Origin of the sequence: Candidatus Mycolicibacterium alkanivorans, from assembly GCF_022760805.1 — a bacterium.
In the GTDB taxonomy this organism is placed as follows: Bacteria; Actinomycetota; Actinomycetes; order Mycobacteriales; family Mycobacteriaceae; genus Mycobacterium; species Mycobacterium alkanivorans.
Map to the genome: position 1 here is coordinate 3,468,668 of NZ_JAIVFL010000001.1, position 16,523 is coordinate 3,485,190.

13 protein-coding genes are annotated in these 16,523 nt (G+C 64.5%); 8 read left to right on the forward strand and 5 right to left on the reverse strand.

From position 1 onward, the window contains the following. Positions 1-28 precede the first annotated feature (28 nt). From K9U37_RS16985 to K9U37_RS17000, 4 genes are all read left to right on the forward strand, one after another. The gene (locus K9U37_RS16985) at positions 29-1,966 is read left to right on the forward strand and encodes an AMP-binding protein (RefSeq protein WP_243072687.1); all 1,938 of its coding nucleotides are present in this window, start codon (positions 29-31) and stop codon (positions 1,964-1,966) included. A gap of 73 nt (positions 1,967-2,039) precedes the next feature. Further along, entirely contained in the window at positions 2,040-2,519 is a 480-nt protein-coding gene (locus K9U37_RS16990; RefSeq protein ID WP_243073429.1) for a MaoC family dehydratase, read from the forward strand. After that, entirely contained in the window at positions 2,516-4,051 is a 1,536-nt protein-coding gene (locus K9U37_RS16995; RefSeq protein ID WP_243072688.1) for an acyl-CoA carboxylase subunit beta, read from the forward strand. The genes K9U37_RS16990 and K9U37_RS16995 overlap by 4 nt, the downstream gene beginning before the upstream one ends. 93 nt (positions 4,052-4,144) lie before the next feature. After that, positions 4,145-5,950 carry an acetyl/propionyl/methylcrotonyl-CoA carboxylase subunit alpha gene (locus K9U37_RS17000; protein WP_243073430.1) on the forward strand — a complete coding sequence of 602 codons (1,806 nt, stop codon included), beginning with the start codon at positions 4,145-4,147 and terminating at the stop codon, positions 5,948-5,950. A gap of 207 nt (positions 5,951-6,157) precedes the next feature. On the opposite strand, the gene K9U37_RS17005 is transcribed toward K9U37_RS17000, so the two are convergent. Then, a complete protein-coding gene (locus K9U37_RS17005) occupies positions 6,158-6,922 on the reverse strand; it encodes an SDR family NAD(P)-dependent oxidoreductase (RefSeq protein ID WP_243072689.1) in 765 nt (254 codons plus the stop codon). Positions 6,923-7,014: 92 nt separating this feature from the next. Then, positions 7,015-8,163: an acyl-CoA dehydrogenase family protein gene (locus K9U37_RS17010; protein WP_243072690.1), complete on the reverse strand. Its 1,149-nt coding sequence runs from the start codon at positions 8,161-8,163 to the stop codon at positions 7,015-7,017. 196 nt (positions 8,164-8,359) lie between these two features. Here K9U37_RS17010 and K9U37_RS17015 point away from each other — a divergent pair, with 196 nt between their 5' ends. The 4 genes from K9U37_RS17015 (at position 8,360) to K9U37_RS17030 (ending at position 12,359) form a co-directional block, all read left to right on the forward strand. Continuing rightward, a complete protein-coding gene (locus K9U37_RS17015; RefSeq protein WP_243072691.1) occupies positions 8,360-9,151 on the forward strand; it encodes an enoyl-CoA hydratase/isomerase family protein in 792 nt (263 codons plus the stop codon). A 175-nt stretch (positions 9,152-9,326) separates the two neighbouring features. Continuing rightward, the gene (locus tag K9U37_RS17020) at positions 9,327-10,124 is read left to right on the forward strand and encodes an enoyl-CoA hydratase-related protein (RefSeq protein WP_243072692.1); all 798 of its coding nucleotides are present in this window, start codon (positions 9,327-9,329) and stop codon (positions 10,122-10,124) included. 58 nt (positions 10,125-10,182) lie between these two features. Next, positions 10,183-11,346 carry an acyl-CoA dehydrogenase family protein gene (locus K9U37_RS17025; protein WP_243072693.1) on the forward strand — a complete coding sequence of 388 codons (1,164 nt, stop codon included), beginning with the start codon at positions 10,183-10,185 and terminating at the stop codon, positions 11,344-11,346. Beyond that, on the forward strand, positions 11,343-12,359 hold the full coding sequence (locus tag K9U37_RS17030) for an acyl-CoA dehydrogenase family protein (RefSeq protein WP_243072694.1): 1,017 nt from the start codon (positions 11,343-11,345) through the stop codon (positions 12,357-12,359). The genes K9U37_RS17025 and K9U37_RS17030 overlap by 4 nt, the downstream gene beginning before the upstream one ends. A 198-nt stretch (positions 12,360-12,557) precedes the next feature. Here K9U37_RS17030 and K9U37_RS17035 read toward each other — a convergent pair whose 3' ends face one another. The 3 genes from K9U37_RS17035 to K9U37_RS17045 all read right to left on the reverse strand — a co-directional run bounded on the left by K9U37_RS17035 (position 12,558) and on the right by K9U37_RS17045 (position 16,313). Continuing rightward, positions 12,558-13,313: an SDR family NAD(P)-dependent oxidoreductase gene (locus K9U37_RS17035; RefSeq protein ID WP_243073431.1), complete on the reverse strand. Its 756-nt coding sequence runs from the start codon at positions 13,311-13,313 to the stop codon at positions 12,558-12,560. An 85-nt stretch (positions 13,314-13,398) separates the two neighbouring features. Further along, positions 13,399-14,574: a CaiB/BaiF CoA transferase family protein gene (locus tag K9U37_RS17040; protein ID WP_243072695.1), complete on the reverse strand. Its 1,176-nt coding sequence runs from the start codon at positions 14,572-14,574 to the stop codon at positions 13,399-13,401. After that, positions 14,571-16,313, reverse strand: coding sequence for an AMP-binding protein (locus K9U37_RS17045; RefSeq protein ID WP_243072696.1), 1,743 nt, complete (start codon positions 16,311-16,313; stop codon positions 14,571-14,573). Before K9U37_RS17045 ends, K9U37_RS17040 begins: the two co-directional genes overlap by 4 nt. Positions 16,314-16,523 lie beyond the last annotated feature (210 nt).

Sequence of the window (16,523 nt, forward strand, 5' to 3'; positions counted from 1 at the left end):
CACCATCCGACGCGGCAAGGAGGCAGCAATGTCGGACAACCTCCACGACCTGATATCTTCCCCGTTGATCCCGTTGTCGCGCAAGTGGCGATCGCCGACCTACCAGTCCGAGGCGACCGGCGCCCGTGCGCTGCACGACGAAAGCCCCGAGCAGTACTGGGCATGGGTGGCAGAACAGTTCCGCTGGATCCGTCGATACGACACTGTGGTCGAGGGTGAACTCAGCGATTTCCGCTACTTCGTCGGCGGCCGCATCAACATCGCCGACAACTGCGTCGACAGATGGGCGGAGAACCCCGCGACCAGGGACAAATACGCCGTCATCTGGGAGGGCGAGCCCGGCGACGTCCGAAAGCTCACCTATGCACAACTTGCCGATGAGGTGGGCCGGCTTGCCGCCGGACTGACCGAGCTGGGCGTCGAGCGAGGCGATGTGGTCGCGGTCTACCTTCCGAATACGGTCGAGGCCTTCACTACCATCCATGCATGCAACCGCATCGGCGCAATCTACACTCTGCTCTTCGCAGGCTTTAGTGAAGAAGCCACCCGATCGCGACTCGAACAGGCTGAGCCCAAGGTGGTTGTGGTTGCGGACGCAGGCTACCGGCGCTCCAAACTTGTTCCCCTGCTGGACACGCTGCGCCGAGCCCGCACCTCGGTGCCCAGCGTGCACCGCACGATCGTCGTCGACCGGACCGGACGCGGAGTCGCATTGGAGCAGGGCGAAGTCGACTACCGCGAACTGGTCGCGCGCCAGCCCGAGCCTGCCCCGATGGCCGAGATGGAGGCTAACGACCCCGCCTTCTTGATTTTCACCAGCGGCACCGAGTCCAAGCCGAAGGGGATCGTGCACAGCGTCGGCGGATTCCTCGCCGGAACCTGGGCCAACGTGCACTGGCAAGTCGGCCCCGAGACCGACGACGTCTATTGGGTGGCGGCGGACGTGGGATGGCTGACCTTCCCGATCCAAGCCGTCGTCGGCGGTCTCGCCAATGGGATGACGATCGTCTGTTACGAGGGAGCCCTCGACACGCCGACACCAGAGCGCTTCTACGAGATCTGCCACAACCACTGCGTGACAAAGGTGTTAGCCGCTCCGACGGTGTTGCGAATGCTACGCGAGTTCGGAGACGAACTGACCGTGCGCCATCCATTGCCTGAACTGAACCTCGTGACGACACAGGGTGAACTGCTCGACAGTGCCACGTTTACCTGGGCCAACACAGTCCTCGCTGGTGGGGTCCCCGTGGTCAACGCCTACGGTCAGACCGAGACCGGGTCCACGTGGACATATCCGATCTGCGGAGTGGACGACATGAAGGCCGGCTCTGTGGGTATCCCTGCACCGGGCCATGCCTGCCTCGTCGTCGACGACGACGGCACGCCGGTTCCCCCTGGTTCCAAAGGCAATCTCGTGCTCTCCCATCCCTTTCCCACACTGGCACGCACTGTGTGGAAGGACCACGAACGCTTCCTGGGTACCTACTTCTCCCGCTTTCCCGGCTACTTCGCGACCAACGACGAGGCGGTGATCGACCACCACGGGCATGTGTGGATCCTGGGACGGTCCGACGACGTCATCAATATCGCCGCGCATCGGATCTCGACCATGGAGATCGAGGAGATCGTCAACTCTCATCCGCACGTCATCGAAGCCGCTGTCGTCGGCATCCCAGATTCCGCCAAGGGAACCGTTCCGGCGGCCTTCGTCGTCATCAAAGACGGTGATCCGGAGCGAGTCGTCGACGAAGTCCGTGTCGCGGTGACCGATCACCTCGGCAAGTACGCCGCCCTCGGCCACATTTACGTCACGGCGACCGTACCCAAGACTCGCACCGGCAAGTTGATGCGCAGGTTGCTGCGCGATGTAGCCACCTACGGCGAGCCTCGCGGGGACACCTCCTCGGTAGAGGACCACAGCGCGATTGCCGCAGTCGCCCAGGCGGTCGCGGCCGCGAACACCTGACGCCCGCGTATCACGCGTGCCCCGAAAGCTCAGACAGGTTGTAGGAGAACAGATGACATCCTCGACACGGCCGATCTCCGGCCGCTGGTTCGACGACCTCGCCGTCGGCACCCTTGTCCACCACGTGAACCGTCGGACCGTCACCGAGACCGACAACGTGCTTTTCAGCACGATGACGATGAACCCCGCGCCGCTCCATCTGGACGCCGAGTACGCCGCGGAAACCGAGTTCAAGCGACCGCTGATGAACAGCATGTTCACGGTTGCGCTCGTGGTGGGTATTTCAGTGCCGGAGCTCACACTCGGTACCATTGTGGCCCAACTGGGTTTGTCCGAGGCACAGTTCCCGGCACCGGTGTACGCCGGCGACACCATCCGAGTCGAGACCGAAGTTGTCAGTGCCCGTCCATCTCGCACCCGACCGGGTGCAGGCCTCGTGGTGTTCGAACATCGGGCATTCAATCAGAACGACACCGTGGTCTGCCGGGTCAGGAGAACGGGTCTGATGCACCGGGCGCCAAGCGCCCGACCCCAGGAGCGTATCGACGCATGAGTACAACGATCAGCGACACATCGATCCGTTCGGAACTCGAATCGGCCATCACCACCGCACTTGCAGGTGGAGACTCGTCTCGCTGGCCCGCCAAGCTGCCCGTGCGCGAGCGAATCGCTCTACTGCTCGACCCCGGCAGCTGGCTAGAGGACGGACTCCTGGCAGGCGCCACTGGCAACGCTCTACCCGCCGACGGTGTACTCACCGGCGTCGGACGCATCGAAGATCGCCCGGTCGCGGTGATCGCCCACGACTTCAGCGTCAAGGCGGGCTCGTGGGGCGAACTTACCTGCGAAAAGCAGGTACGGATCCTCGAGCGGGCCGATCGAGACCTGTTGCCGGTGATCTACCTGGTCGATTCCGCCGGCGGCCGCCTCACCGACCAACTCGGGTTCTACTCCGGCCGCCGCGGCGCATCCAAAATCTTTCAGCTGCAGATTCGGCTGTCGGGCCGCGTCCCACAGATCTGCTGCCTGCACGGACCGTCCGCCGCCGGAGGCGCCTACATGCCGGCCTTCACCGACTGGGTCGGAATGGTCAACGGCAACGCGTCGATGTACCTCGCCTCCCCGCGTGTAGCGGAAAAGGTCACCGGAGAACGCACCACCCTTGAGGAAATGGGTGGGGCAACGATGCACGCCACGGTGTCCGGATGTGGAGACGAAGTTTTCGACCACGATTGGCAGGTCATCGCTGCGGCACGCCTGTTGTTGTCGTACCTCCCCGACGATTGGCGCTCGGCGCCCAAACTCACGGCGCCGCGTGAACCCGAGATCACCGAGTGGGAACCCGACCTGATTCCCGAGGATCCCAACCAGTCATATGATGTTCGCGACGTGATCAGCCGCGTCGTCGATGCGGGCAGCTTCTTTGAAATCAAGTCTGCGTGGGCCACCGAGATCGTCTGCGGCTTTGCCAGATTGCACGGGCGCACCGTCGGGCTCGTCGCCAACCAGCCCGCTGTGCGCAGCGGAGCGATATTCGTCGACTCCGCCGACAAAGCGGCCAGGTTCATTTCGATGTCCGACGCCTACAACATTCCGCTGATCTTCCTGCAGGATGTTCCAGGTTTTATGGTCGGTGTCGCGATCGAACGCCAGGGCATTATCCGACACGGCGCGAAGATGGTCACTGCCATGGCGAGTGCCGAGGTACCGAAATTTAGTGTCGTCCTCCGCAAAGCCTACGCAGCGGGGTTTTACGCGATGTGCGCACCCGGGTTCGAGCCGAGGGCCACGATCGCGCTCCCCACAGCAACCATCGGACCGATGTCGCCGGAAGCATCCGTCAACGCCGTCTACGCCAACAAGATCGCCGAGATCGCCGACCCGGCCGAGCGGGAGAGCTACATCGCGGCACGCACAGCCGAGCAGGCTGCCGACATCGGTCTGCTACGCATGGGTAGCCATCTGGTTGTCGACACGGTTGTGCAACCCGAACGGTTACGAGCCGAACTGATCGAGCGCCTCGCCCACGCCGGCCAGTGGGAGCGCCGTCCACCTTCACGCCATCATGTGATCAGCCCGGTCTGAGAAGGGCACGGCACAGTCGTGACCGCCGACGCGCCAGCCAACCGATACATCAACGCCCCGGACACCGCGGCCTTCGAGAATGAAGGGGTTTTCGTGTTCAAACCGTTCGACAGTGTCCTCATTGCCAACCGAGGCGAGATTGCCGTCCGAATCATCCGCGCCACCCACGATGCCGGTCTTCGTGCCGTTGCCGTCTACGCCGACCCTGACGCGGACGCCCCCCACGTCAGGCTGGCGGACGAGGCCTATGCGCTACACGGCACAACCGCAGCCGATACCTACCTCGACATGCGAAAGATCCTGGATGTCGCTCTGGCGTCGGAGGCCCAGTCGGTTCACCCCGGATATGGCTTCCTCTCCGAGAACCCCCAATTCGCTCAAGCGGTCATCGACGCGGGCTTGGTGTGGATCGGTCCTCGTCCGGACACCATTCGCCTTCTCGGCGACAAAGTCACCGCACGTGAGATCGCCGACAAGGTGGGCGCTCCCCTGGTGCCCGGAACCAGCGCCCCCGTCGACGACGCGTGGGAGATCCAGAAATTCGCGGACGAGCACGGAATGCCGATCGCGATCAAGGCGGCGCACGGCGGCGGTGGACGTGGTCTACGCGTCGTGCGCGACGCCGATCGAATCGCCGAAGCGTTTGACGCAGCCACCCGCGAATCGGTGGCGGCGTTCGGCCGGGGCGAGTGCTTCGTGGAGCGCTACCTCGACAAACCACGCCACGTGGAAGCCCAGGTGATCGCCGACGCCCATGGAACGGTAGTCGTCGTGGGAACGCGCGACTGCACCCTCCAGCGTCGCCATCAGAAACTGGTGGAAGAGGCACCGGCGCCGTTCCTGACCACAGGGCAGGAAACCGCCATCCGGGATGCTGCTCGAGCAATCTGCCTCGAGAGCGGCTATCTCGGAGCCGGCACCGTAGAGTTCCTGGTCGGATCCGACGGCACGGTCTCGTTCCTCGAGGTCAACACCCGCCTCCAGGTCGAACATCCGGTCACCGAGCAGACCACCGGAATCGACCTGGTCCTCGAACAGTTCCGGATCGCCCGCGGCGAGCCCTTGAGCATCTCCCACGACCCGGAGACCATCGGTCACGCCTTCGAGTTCCGAATCAACTGCGAAGACCCGACGCACAGCTTCGTCCCTAGCCCGGGAACCATCACCGAATGGACGCCCCCCCAAGGACCGGGCATTCGACTCGACTCCGGCGTCGAAGCGGGCACCGTCGTCGGTGGCCAATTCGACTCGCTGCTCGCCAAACTGATTGTCTCGGGACCCGACCGCGCGACCGCTTTGGCACGCAGCCGCCGCGCCCTGGCGGAGATGCGCATCGAGGGCCTGCCGACAGTCCTCCCGTTCCACCGGGCCGTGACTCGCACGCCGGAGTTCACTGTCGAGAACACCGAATTCGCAGTGCACACCACCTGGATCGAAGCAGACGGTACTGCGCTGCTCGAAATCGCCGAAGACAGCACCGAGGTGTCGCCCGGCGGCCTGGCCCCGGCGGGCGACGGTGACACGGTCTCCGTCCTGATCGGCGGGCGGGCGCACCAAGTTCGCCTGCCCGGTCTTGCCGGTCTAGGCGCTCACGCAGAGACGATCCGCGCCCAGGCAGCCGAGATCGCGTCCGCACTCGATCCCGAACAACACAGCGGAGACGATGTCACAGCCCCCATGCAGGGAACGGTGAGCAAGATTCTGGTCGTCGAGGGGCAGGCGGTGTCCGCAGGCGACCTTATTGCCGTAGTCGAGGCCATGAAAATGGAGAACCCTGTGCGCGCCCACAAAGATGGTCGGATCGAAGACCTAGGTGTGGTCGATGGCGACACCCGGGCCGGTGGACAACTGATCTGTCACATACGCTCCCCCGGGAGTGCGGCTAGCACGAACAGTTGACCTCTAGCCCGGCCTGGTCGCACTTCCGATCATGGCGCGCGCTCACTGCGTGACGGCGTCGCGGGGATGTCGGCGCAACCTCGCGGCCATTTCGGCTGACTGCCTTGATCTGACAATGGGTCGTGCTCATATGCTTCCGTTCGCTGTAGATCCGGCCAGGGGACCACCGCAGGAACGCGACCTTACGCACCGAGGATCGAGCTGCGCTCAGTCAACCATGCTGTAGCCACCGCTGACGCTGAGGATCTGACCGGTGATCCATGAGCTGAGGTCCGAGCAGAAGAACAGGATCGCGTTGGCCTGGTCGATGGGTTCGCCGAGCCGACCCAGCGGATAGGCCGTGACCAACTTCTCCTCACCACCCCACTTCTCGATCAGTGCGCTGGCGCCCGGGGTCTTCGTGGTGCCCGGCGACACGGCGTTGCATCGGATGCCGTAACGGCCGGCTTCCTTGGCGAAGGCCTTCGTAAAGCCGACGACCCCTCCTTTTGCGGCGCTGTAGGAAACGAGGAAGGGTTCGCCGATCCGGCCGGCGTCTGAGATCAGATTCACCACTGTTCCCGATTTCTGCTCACGCATGTGGTCGTAGGCCGCCTTCGTCATCACCATCGTGCCGATCAGAGTGACGCCGATGTCGAGTTGGTACTGCTCGTAGGTGAGGTTCTTGAAGAGATCCACACTCCACGCCGCGGCGTTGTTGACGAGGATGTCCAGACCACCGAACTGCTCTACCGTGGCGCTCACCGCGTCGCGGGCGAGTGCGGGGTCGCGCACATCCACCGCGACAGCGGTCGCAGTGCCGCCCGCCTGTTCGACGATCGCAGCCGTTTCCTTGGCGGCAGCCTCGTTGACATCCGCCGCCGCGACTTTCGCTCCTGCGCGCGCGAGAAGAGTTGCTACCTCGCGCCCGATTCCGCTGCCCGCGCCGGTGACGATCGCGGAGCGCCCGGTCAGGTCGATCTCGACTGACATGATTGTTCCCTTCATCGCTGTTGGGTGTCCTTCTTGGATGTGCCATCCCGCTCGGAAGAGCGTGGAAGTCTATGCGCCGCAGTCGTTGCCGATCAGTCGGAAAGTCCAAGTTGGGCGGCGATGATGTTCTTCTGAATTTGCGACGTGCCGCCGAAGATAGTCATGACGAGGGTGTCTCTGACATAGGACTGCATCTCGCTTTCCATGCTGTATCCCATACCACCCATGAACTGCATACCTTGCAGTGCTACCTCTTTTGCGGTCTCCGTCGCCTGCAGCTTCGTGATGGAAGCCTCACCCGGCGCCGGTTCGCCGGACGAAAGTAACGCGGCGGTGTGCTCCACCAGCAACCGGGTTGACAGCAACTTGGCCGCGCTCTCGGCCAGGCCGTGTTGGAGTGCTTGGAAGCGACCAATAGGTTGGCCGAACTGGCGCCGCTCCTTCACGTAACGGAGCGTCTCATCGAACGCGCGCTGCCCGATGCCGAGGGCCTCGGCCGCAATGATGAGCCGCTCACTGTTGAGGCCGCGTACCAGCGCACGCCAGCCTTGGTCGATTCCTCCGACGATCTCTTCATCGCCCGCATCGACATCCTCATAGCGCGTGATGTTGGTGTCGATATGTCCGAGCATGTCAAGCCGTTCGAAGCTGATGCCGCGCCGATCCATCGGCAGAAGAAACAGGCTCAGCCCTTGATGCTTCGGCACTTCGGTGTTGGTGCGGGTCACCACCAGAACCCAGCGGGCATGGTTGGCGTTGCTCGTGAAGGTCTTTTCACCGCTGAGCTGCCACCGCGAGCCCACCTTGCGCGCACGGGTCTTGACCGCAGCTGCGTCAGAACCGGTGTCGGGCTCGGTGATGGCGATGGACAGGATGTCGCCGGCTGCGACGCCGGGCAACACGGCACGTTTCTGCTCTTCTGACCCGTACTTGATCAGCGCCTGCAGTGTGATCACCGTGGTCAGGTAGCCTCCGACCGGGACGCGATGGTAGGCCAGGCGCTCGGTCAGAAGCGCGACCTCGGACAGTGTTCCCCCGACCCCGCCGTACTCCTCGGGGATTGTCAGCCCGAGCCACCCGGTGCTGGCGAGCTTGGCATACAGCTCGTCATTGTGGGCGACGGTCCCGCCCTTGGTCAGCTCGCGGAGCTTGTGCGGGGGGCATTCGCGCTGGCAGAAGCCATCGACGGCTTCGACGAACGCCGACTGCTCCGGTGTCAGCTTTCCGCGGAACGTGAGCATTCGGAACTCCCTTGCTTGTTTCGGTCATGACGACAATCCGGCGACTACCCGCCCCTCGTGCGGAGCAGCTGGCACGCGCGCAGTCCTGCGCTTCCCGGTTCAGTAGGCAGCGAGACCGACGCGCTTTGCCTTATAATCAGTACTACGATAAGGTGTGGGCCGCAAGGGTGCAAGCGTCAGCGCTACTGGAGGTTCGATGGCTATCACCGTAGGTGACACGAAGTTCGTCCGCGTCGAGGTGAAAAACGGTGTCGCGCTATTGACGGTGGACCGCCCGCCGGCTAATGCGCTGGATCTGCAAGTGGTGCAAGAGATCAGCGCGGCGGCCTCGGAGGCGGCGTCACAGGCCGAGGTCGGTGCCATCGTGATCACCGGACACGGAAAACAATTTGTCGCCGGCGCCGACATCAAGATGATGCGCGACATCGATCTCGCCGGGTTTGCGTATTTCGTCAACGCGATTCAACGCGCCCTCAACGATCTGGAAGCCCTGCCGTTGCCCGTGATCGCAGCGGTCAACGGTAATGCCATGGGCGGTGGCCTCGAACTCGCCCTCGCCTGCGACCTGCGGTTCGCGGGCGAACACGTGCGGCTCGGTGTTCCCGAAGTTCGTCTGGGCCTGCTTCCCGGTGCCGGAGGAACGCAGCGGCTATGCGAGACGATCGGCAAGGGTCGTGCCCTAGAATTGCTCTACACCGGCCGGCAACTGAGCGCCACCGAAGCCCATACGATCGGCCTGGTTAACCGAATCGTGGAGGGCGACCACGTCGTCGCCGAAGCCGTCGAATTCGCTCAACAGCTCGCGTCCGGAGCGCGCCAGGCCATGCGCCAAATCAAATCATGTGTTCTCGCACGACTGGACGGGGGCCGTTCCGCGGGCTTTCGGGCCGAGTCTGCCGGGGTTGTCGAGCTTTTCGCCGGCGAAGAGGCCAGGGTGGGCTTCGACGCCTTTATCAACAAGCGGACACCCGACTTCGGGTACGGCTAGGCAACACTCGCGTTTACTCCGGTTCCGGGCCTTGCCGACAACGCCGAACGTCCCGGCCACCGGTACGGACCAGTCCCCGCGCGACAGTACCCAAGTTTTGGGCATATCGATGGACCGTGGCTCCGTGCGAGGCGCGGAAACGCTGGAAAGGAGCAGTTGTTCGATGAGCAGTTCAATGGTGGAGTTCTCCGACGTCCTCTACGAGGTCAAGGATGCCGTCGCCCGCATAACGATCAATCGTCCGGAGAAGTTGAATGCATTCACGCCGCACACCCTGAGGGAGTTGACAACGGCCGTGCGACGTGCCGGCGAGGACGACGAGGTTGGGGTGATCGTGCTGACCGGTGCCGGTGAACGGGCATTCTGCGCAGGCGGTGACGTCAGCGTGGAGGATGAGAGCACGTTCAACGCCGGCGATGAGTCCTTCGACGAGTTGGTCAAGCAGCTTTACCGCGCATTTCGCGAGTGCCTCAAGCCGGTGATTGCCCGGGTGGATGGCTATGCGATCGGCGGCGGTCACCACATGGCGTACGCCTGCGATTTCACCATCGCGTCTGATCGGTCGGTGCTCGGACAGAACGGTCCGCGTGTCGCCAGTCCGGCCGAAGGGTGGCTGGTGAGCTACCTGTGGACGGTGGTGGGGATGAAGCGAGCCAAAGAAATCTGGATGTTGTGCCGGCGCTACTCGGCCAAGCAGGCGCTGGACTGGGGGCTCATCAACGCGTGCGTGCCGCCGGAGGACCTGGATGCCGAGGTCACGCGCTGGTGCGACGAGCTGCTGGCGCTCAGCCCGACCGTGCTGAAGCTGGTCAAAAAGTCCTTTGACGACTCGGTCGCGCCCATGCGGGAAGCGCAGGACCGGTTCAGCATTCTCAACCAGGTCAACCCCGACTTCTTTGCGTCGGGAGAGCAAACCGAAGGCGCCGATGCCTTCATGAATAAGCGCAAGCCCGACTTCTCTGCCTGGCGTTGACCATGACGCGCTCGACCGACAACGGCGACGCCGGCAGGATTCCGGGGGGACGTTGACGATGGAATTGGCGTACTCCGAGTCAGAGCTGGTCTTTCGCGATGAAGTGCGCGACTGGCTCACAGCCAACGTCCCGACTCACCCCTTACCACCGCCCTACACCGCCGAGGGCGTCGCCGCACATCGGGAGTGGGAGAAAGCCCTGTACACCGCCGGCTACTCGGCGCTGCACTGGCCGCAAGAATACGGCGGCGGCGGTGCCGACTTCATGCGCCAGATGTTGTTCGACGAGGAGTACCACCGAGCCGCAGCTCCGCAGCGGTTGAACCGGCTGGCCCTCGGACTAGCGGGCCCCACCATCATCGAATTCGGCACCACCGAGCAGAAGCGGCGCTGGCTGCCCGGGATGCTCAGCTGCGACGAGTTGTGGTGCCAGGGCTTCTCCGAGCCAGGTGCGGGCAGCGACCTGTCCGCCGTGCGAACTCGGGCGGTGCCTGACGGGGACGATTTTGTCCTCAATGGCCAGAAAATCTGGACATCGCTGTCCGCCTTCGCCGATTGGATGTTCGCCCTGGTCCGCACTGACCCTAGCCAGACGCGGCATCGGGGCCTGACCTACATCGTGCTACCGATGGACAGTGCTGGCATCGAGTTGCGGCCGATCCGCCAGTTGCACGGCGAGCCGGGTTTCTCCGAAGTGTTTTTCACCGATGTGCGCGTTCCCGCGAAAAACGTGATCGGAGAGATCGGCGACGGGTGGCGCGTGGCCATGGCGACGCTGGGCTACGAGCGCGGCACCGGTCTGGGCAACCACGTCCGCCTGTCCAACGACGTGCGGCAATTGGTCGACCTCGCCAAGCGCATGGGTGTCGCCGACGATCCCGTCCACCGAAACGAGATCGCCTCGCGATTCGCCGAGGCCGAGCTTTTCCGCCGGTACATGCAGCACATCGCCAGCCAACTCGCCGCCGGCAACGGCGTCGGTTCCAGGTCAAGCCTCGTCAAGCTGTATTGGTCGGAACTCGACAGCAGAATCCAGGAAACCGCTCTGCAGATCCTGGGCCCCTTCGCTGAACTCGCCGCTCCACAAAACTGCGCCGATGGAGCCGGGTTTCATCGCCGATACTGGCACGCTCGGGCGTCGCGAATCTTCGCCGGCACCAACGAGATACAACGCAACATCATCGGCGAGCGCCTGCTCGGACTTCCACGGGAGCCGCGGTGAACATCGACCTCACGCCAGACCAGAAGGAGCTGGCAGCGGCGGCGCGCGAATTCTTGCGCGCCGAGTGCCCTGCGTCGCGGGTTCGTTCGGCCTGGGATGCCGACTGCGCCGTCGACCGCTCCGGGTGGGCTCGACTGGCCGAGGTGGGGTTCCTCGGTGTCGTAGTGCCAGAACGTTTCGGCGGCCTGGGGCGCTCTGATGTGGAGCTCGCTTTGCTGCTCGAGGAAGCCGGCCGGGTAGCGCTTCCCGACCCGCTCCTGGAGACCGCCGTGGCGGCGCTGACGATCGCAGACTTGGGCAGCGACCGCCAGATCGAGCGGTGGCTGCCCGCCATCGCCGCAGGTGAAGTAGTCGCCACCATTCAGCCGCCGGGTACACCGTTCGCTGTCGTCGACGGCTCGTTCGACCTCATCGTGGTGGCGATCAAGGACTGTCTGCATGTCGTACCCGTGAGCAACTGCGACATCGAGTCCCACGAAGTCTTCGACCGCGCCCGCCGCCTGGCGACTATCCGCGCCGAAGCCACCTCGGATACCTTGTTGCCCGGCAGCACCGGACGGGCGGACCTTTTAGCTGCACGCGCCGCCGTGGCCGCCGCTGCCACGCTCGTGGGCATCGGGGCGCACTTAGTAGAAACAACGGTCGACTACGTGCGGCAGCGCGAGCAGTTCGGCAGACCGGTCGGATCGTTTCAAGCCGTCAAGCATCAACTCTCCAACGCCTATCTCGCCCTCGAGTTCGTCCGTCCAATGACGTGGGTCGCCGCGCACTTGGTCGCCAGCGGGTCAGACGAAGCCGCCACGGCAGCAGCGGTCGCCAAAAGTTGTGCATCCGAAGCGGAAAAGGCCGCCAACGACAGCGCGCTGCAGTGCCACGGTGGGATCGGATTCACCTGGGAGCATGACCTGCACCTGTGGCTCAAACGCGGGAAGGCACTGGAACAGGCGTACGGGACCCCGCTCGAACATCGTGCCCGAATCGCCCACGCCATCTTCGGCTCCTCGTCAGCGTGAAGGACGCCCCGTTCTGGCAGGTGCCCGATTGCGGTCATCCGTCAGTCCGGAGTGACACCGCAACGGGGTACACAAAGAGTAGACAAAGGTGAATCCGCGAGCTATGTGATTACCGAGGCATGTGTCGACGTTCTCGACAAGACATGCATCAAAGAATGCCCGGTCGACTGCATCTACGAAGGCGATCGGCAGTCAATGCTATGCCATGGTAAGGCCGCCGCTCACCGACAGCGTCTGTCCAGTGATGAATCCGGCGTCCTCGGAAGCGAGGAAGGCAACGGCGGCAGCGACCTCCTCCGGCCGGCCCAAGCGCTTCATCGGCACCGCCCGAGTCATCGCGCCGATCACCTTGTCTGCATCAGCTTGGGCTTCGATGATCTCTTGTAGAAGAGGGGTGTCGGTGGGGCCGGGGCAGACCGTGTTGGCGGTCACACCCGCGCGGGCGACCTCGCGAGCGATTGTCTTTGTGAAAGCGATGACAGCGCCCTTGGCTCCCGAGTACACCGACTCCAGCGACGAACCGACGCGACCGGCGTCCGAGCCGATGTTGACGATCCGCCCCCACCCCGCCTCAATCATTGCAGGAAGCACGTCATGCGTGGTGCGAAGCACGCCCTTGTAGTTGATCTCGATCACGCGCTGCCAGAACTCCTCGTCGGTATCGACGAACGGCTTGAGTTCGTCCCAGCCAGCGTTGTTGACCAAGATGGAGATGCGTCCCAAGTTTTGGCGAACCTCGTTCAGGCCCTCCTTCACCGACGCGGGGTCGGTGACATCGACAACGACAGGCACGGCGGTGCAACCTGCTGCGGTGATCGTCGCCGCGGTCTCCTTAGCCTCGTGATCGCGCAGATCGACCACCGCGACGTGGCGGCCTTGGCGGCCGAGTGCCAGCGCGATCTCGCGTCCGATTCCCCTGCCGGCGCCGGTGACCACCGCTACACGTGGCTGCATGCTCAACTCTCCTTACTCCGTTACGGATGTCGTAAGTCCCAAACCTTACAATGATCATCCCCTCGATATTGGGTTGTCGCCGAATTCACTCCATGACCGCGCCGGCCGCCAGCAGCATTTCGATCTGGTCCGGGGAAAGGCCGATCTCGTCGAGAATTTCGCGAGTGTGCTGACCGGGCCGGGTGACGACCGATCCGGGGGTTGGCTTCCACGCGCTCATGCGTGGGAGCGGGCCAACCAGGCCCGACGCGTCCAACACCCCCCTGCGCTGCGCTGCCTCGAACGCGTCGGGCAGTGACCTCACCGGAGCCACTGCGGTGTCGACTTGGTCCAGTCGGGCCAGCCAGTCCGCGAGGGACGTGGCGGAGAAGATCTGCTCGAATGCGGCCCGCAGCTCGCCCCACCGCGACTGGTCGGCATAAGCCGAGACCAGGTCGGGGCGGCCGAGCGCCGTGCAGAGGTTGGCAAAAAACTTCGGTTCCAGGGCGGCCACGGACAGCCACTGTCCGTCGGCCGTGCGATAACAGTCGTAGAAGGGCACCGCCCCCGACAGCAAGCCCCGACCCCACGACGGATCCGGCGCCGACGCCGCCGTCCACGACTGGACCACCTGCAGCAGACCGAGGAGCCCCTCGTACATCGATGCGTCGATGTAAGTTCCCTTGCCGCTGGCCTGACGGCCCTGGAGGCCGGCCAGGATGCCGAACGCCGCCAACAATCCTCCAGCGGCGAAGTCGGCGACCACGTTGACGGGTATGCCCGGACGCTGGCCATCGCGTGTGGTCGCCGACAGCAGGCCCGACTCGGCGATGTAGTTCAGATCGTGACCGGCGCGCATCGACAGCTCCCCGGATTGCCCGTAGCCGGTCAGCGAGCAGTAGACGATTCCCGGGTTCCGCGCGGCGACCGTGTCGTAGCCCAATCCGAGCCGCTCGCAGGTTCCCGGCCGGAATCCCTCGACGAAGACGTCACAGCGCTGCGCCAGCTGCAGGGCGATCTCCAGGGCTTGCGGTTGCTTGAGGTCCAGCACGAGTGACCGTCGGGAGCGATAGAGCGGATTGATGCCCTGCCGGCGCGCGCGCTCACCGCCGTAACCGGGTAGCTCGCCGAGACCGCTGCCGCTTCGCGCTGCGGCCGGGGCTTCCACCGTGATCACCTCCGCGCCGAGGTCGCCGAGCAGCATGGTGGCAAAAGGCCCTGGCGCCAGCGCGGACAGATCGAGGACGCGTACCCCCGACAGCGGACCGGTCGGATCGCTCATACCGTTTCCTCATCTTCCTCATCTGCGCGTTCTGCGGTTGACGGCGCGGTGTCAGTCGGCGTCCCGGCTGCCGACGACCGACGGCCGCCTGTGGTCCCATCCTCGTCACGCGCGTTTCCTGCCAGGCCCTTGATGGCGATGTCTCGAATGAGCGCCTTGTCGACCTTTCCGCCGGCATTGGTTGGCAGCTCATCGAGCACGATCAGTTTTTCGGGAAGCTTGGCCTTGGCGAGCTGGCGGTCAAGCAGAAACGAACACAGATCGTCAAGTCGGGGATGAGAGCCGAAAGCGGGCACCACTGCGGCGCAGGCCCGCTCACCCAGCCGCTTATCGGGGATTCCCACGATCGCGACCCCGGCCACGTCGGAGCGCTCGAGCAGCAGCTCCTCGACTTCCCGCGGGAAGATGTTGGTGCCTCCCCGCAGAATCATGTCTTTGATGCGCCCCACGATGCGAAGGTATCCGCGGTCATCGAACTCCCCGACATCGCCGGAGTGGAAGAAACCCTGATCGTCCCAAGCCTGCCGATCGTAGTCGGGCTCGTTGAGATAGCCGTAAGACTTGTTGGGCCCACGCCAGCACACTTCGCCGGGGTCGCCCGGCGGCACCGGGTTGCCGTCCGCGCCGAGCAACACGACCTCGACACCGGGACATACCGAGCCGACGGTCGTGTGGCGTAGCTCCTCTGGATCATCGATCGAGGTGATGGCGGGCACTCCCCCATCGGTGGCGCCGTAAATGGTTTGCACACGGCACCCCATTCGTGTTTCGAGGTCGCGCGCAGTGGACGGTGGCAGCGGGGCGCCCGCGTTGTTGAACCGGGTGAAATGGGACAGGTCGTACTGCTCGAGCGGGAGCTCCAGCATCATGATCATCTGGGTGGGCACGGCCGTCGCGTAGGTGCACTGCTCCCGGATGATCAGGTCCAGTGCGGCCTGCGGCTTCCAGGTCTCTAACAGCGCGGTCGTGGCACCCACGAGCAGCGGTGCCAGCACGGGGAAGACGTAGCCGGTCGAGCCCGTGCTGGCCGGCGCGACGGCGGCGGCGACGTCGTCGGGGCCGAGGCGGAGCCGACGGCCCATGTGGTGGACCAGCAGGGCGACCAGGTCGTTGGAGCTCCACACCGATGCCTTGGGGACACCGGTCGTTCCTGACGAGGACATCACGTGCGCGGGGGCGTCGGAGCTGGGGCGATGCTCGTCGAGTTCGCCGGCGGTCAGAGGCGCCGCACCGGCTGCCAGCGATTCCAGCGAACCGCTTCGGGCGGTCAACACGTGTTTGAGGTCGGGTAGCCCGTCACCCAGCGTTTCCGCCAGGCCGACGTAGTCGAAGCCGCCGTTATCGTCGAGGACGATCAGCATCGGAGCCCGTACCGTGCCCAGCAGAGACCGCAGCTCAGCGCCGCGCCAGCCGGTGCTTACCGGCAGGAACAGCGCGCCGATCCTGTTGCACGCCAGGTGCAATGCGGGCAGCAAGACGCAGCCGGGCAGGTGGACGGCGACTGGATCGCCGGGCTCAATACCGTGATCGAGCAGAACCCGCGCAAGACGCAGCGACAGGTCCCCGAGTTCGCCGTATGTCAGCTTTTCACGGGAATCGATGACCGCAGTCTTCTCGGGATGCCGTTGTGCGTGGCCGTCGACGACGTCCGCGATCGTCTGGTCGCCCCACACACCCATCTCACGGAAGCGGCCCGGGGCCGAGCTGGGCTGCACCCAAGGAATGTGCAGGTCAATCATGTTTTTGGCTCCTTCACAGAGAACGTCACGGACCCCGGTTGGGATGCCGACTGCGCGTGCCGGCGTCGGCGGGATCACGGATACACCAGCCGGTACATCCGATGACGTGAGGGGTCATCCGCTGGTTCGCCCGGCCGGGCTCGGGGTGTTGGCCCCGTCGTCCGTCGGGTCCTCGTGTGCCAACGGTTGGGTGCGATCGAGCATGGCGGC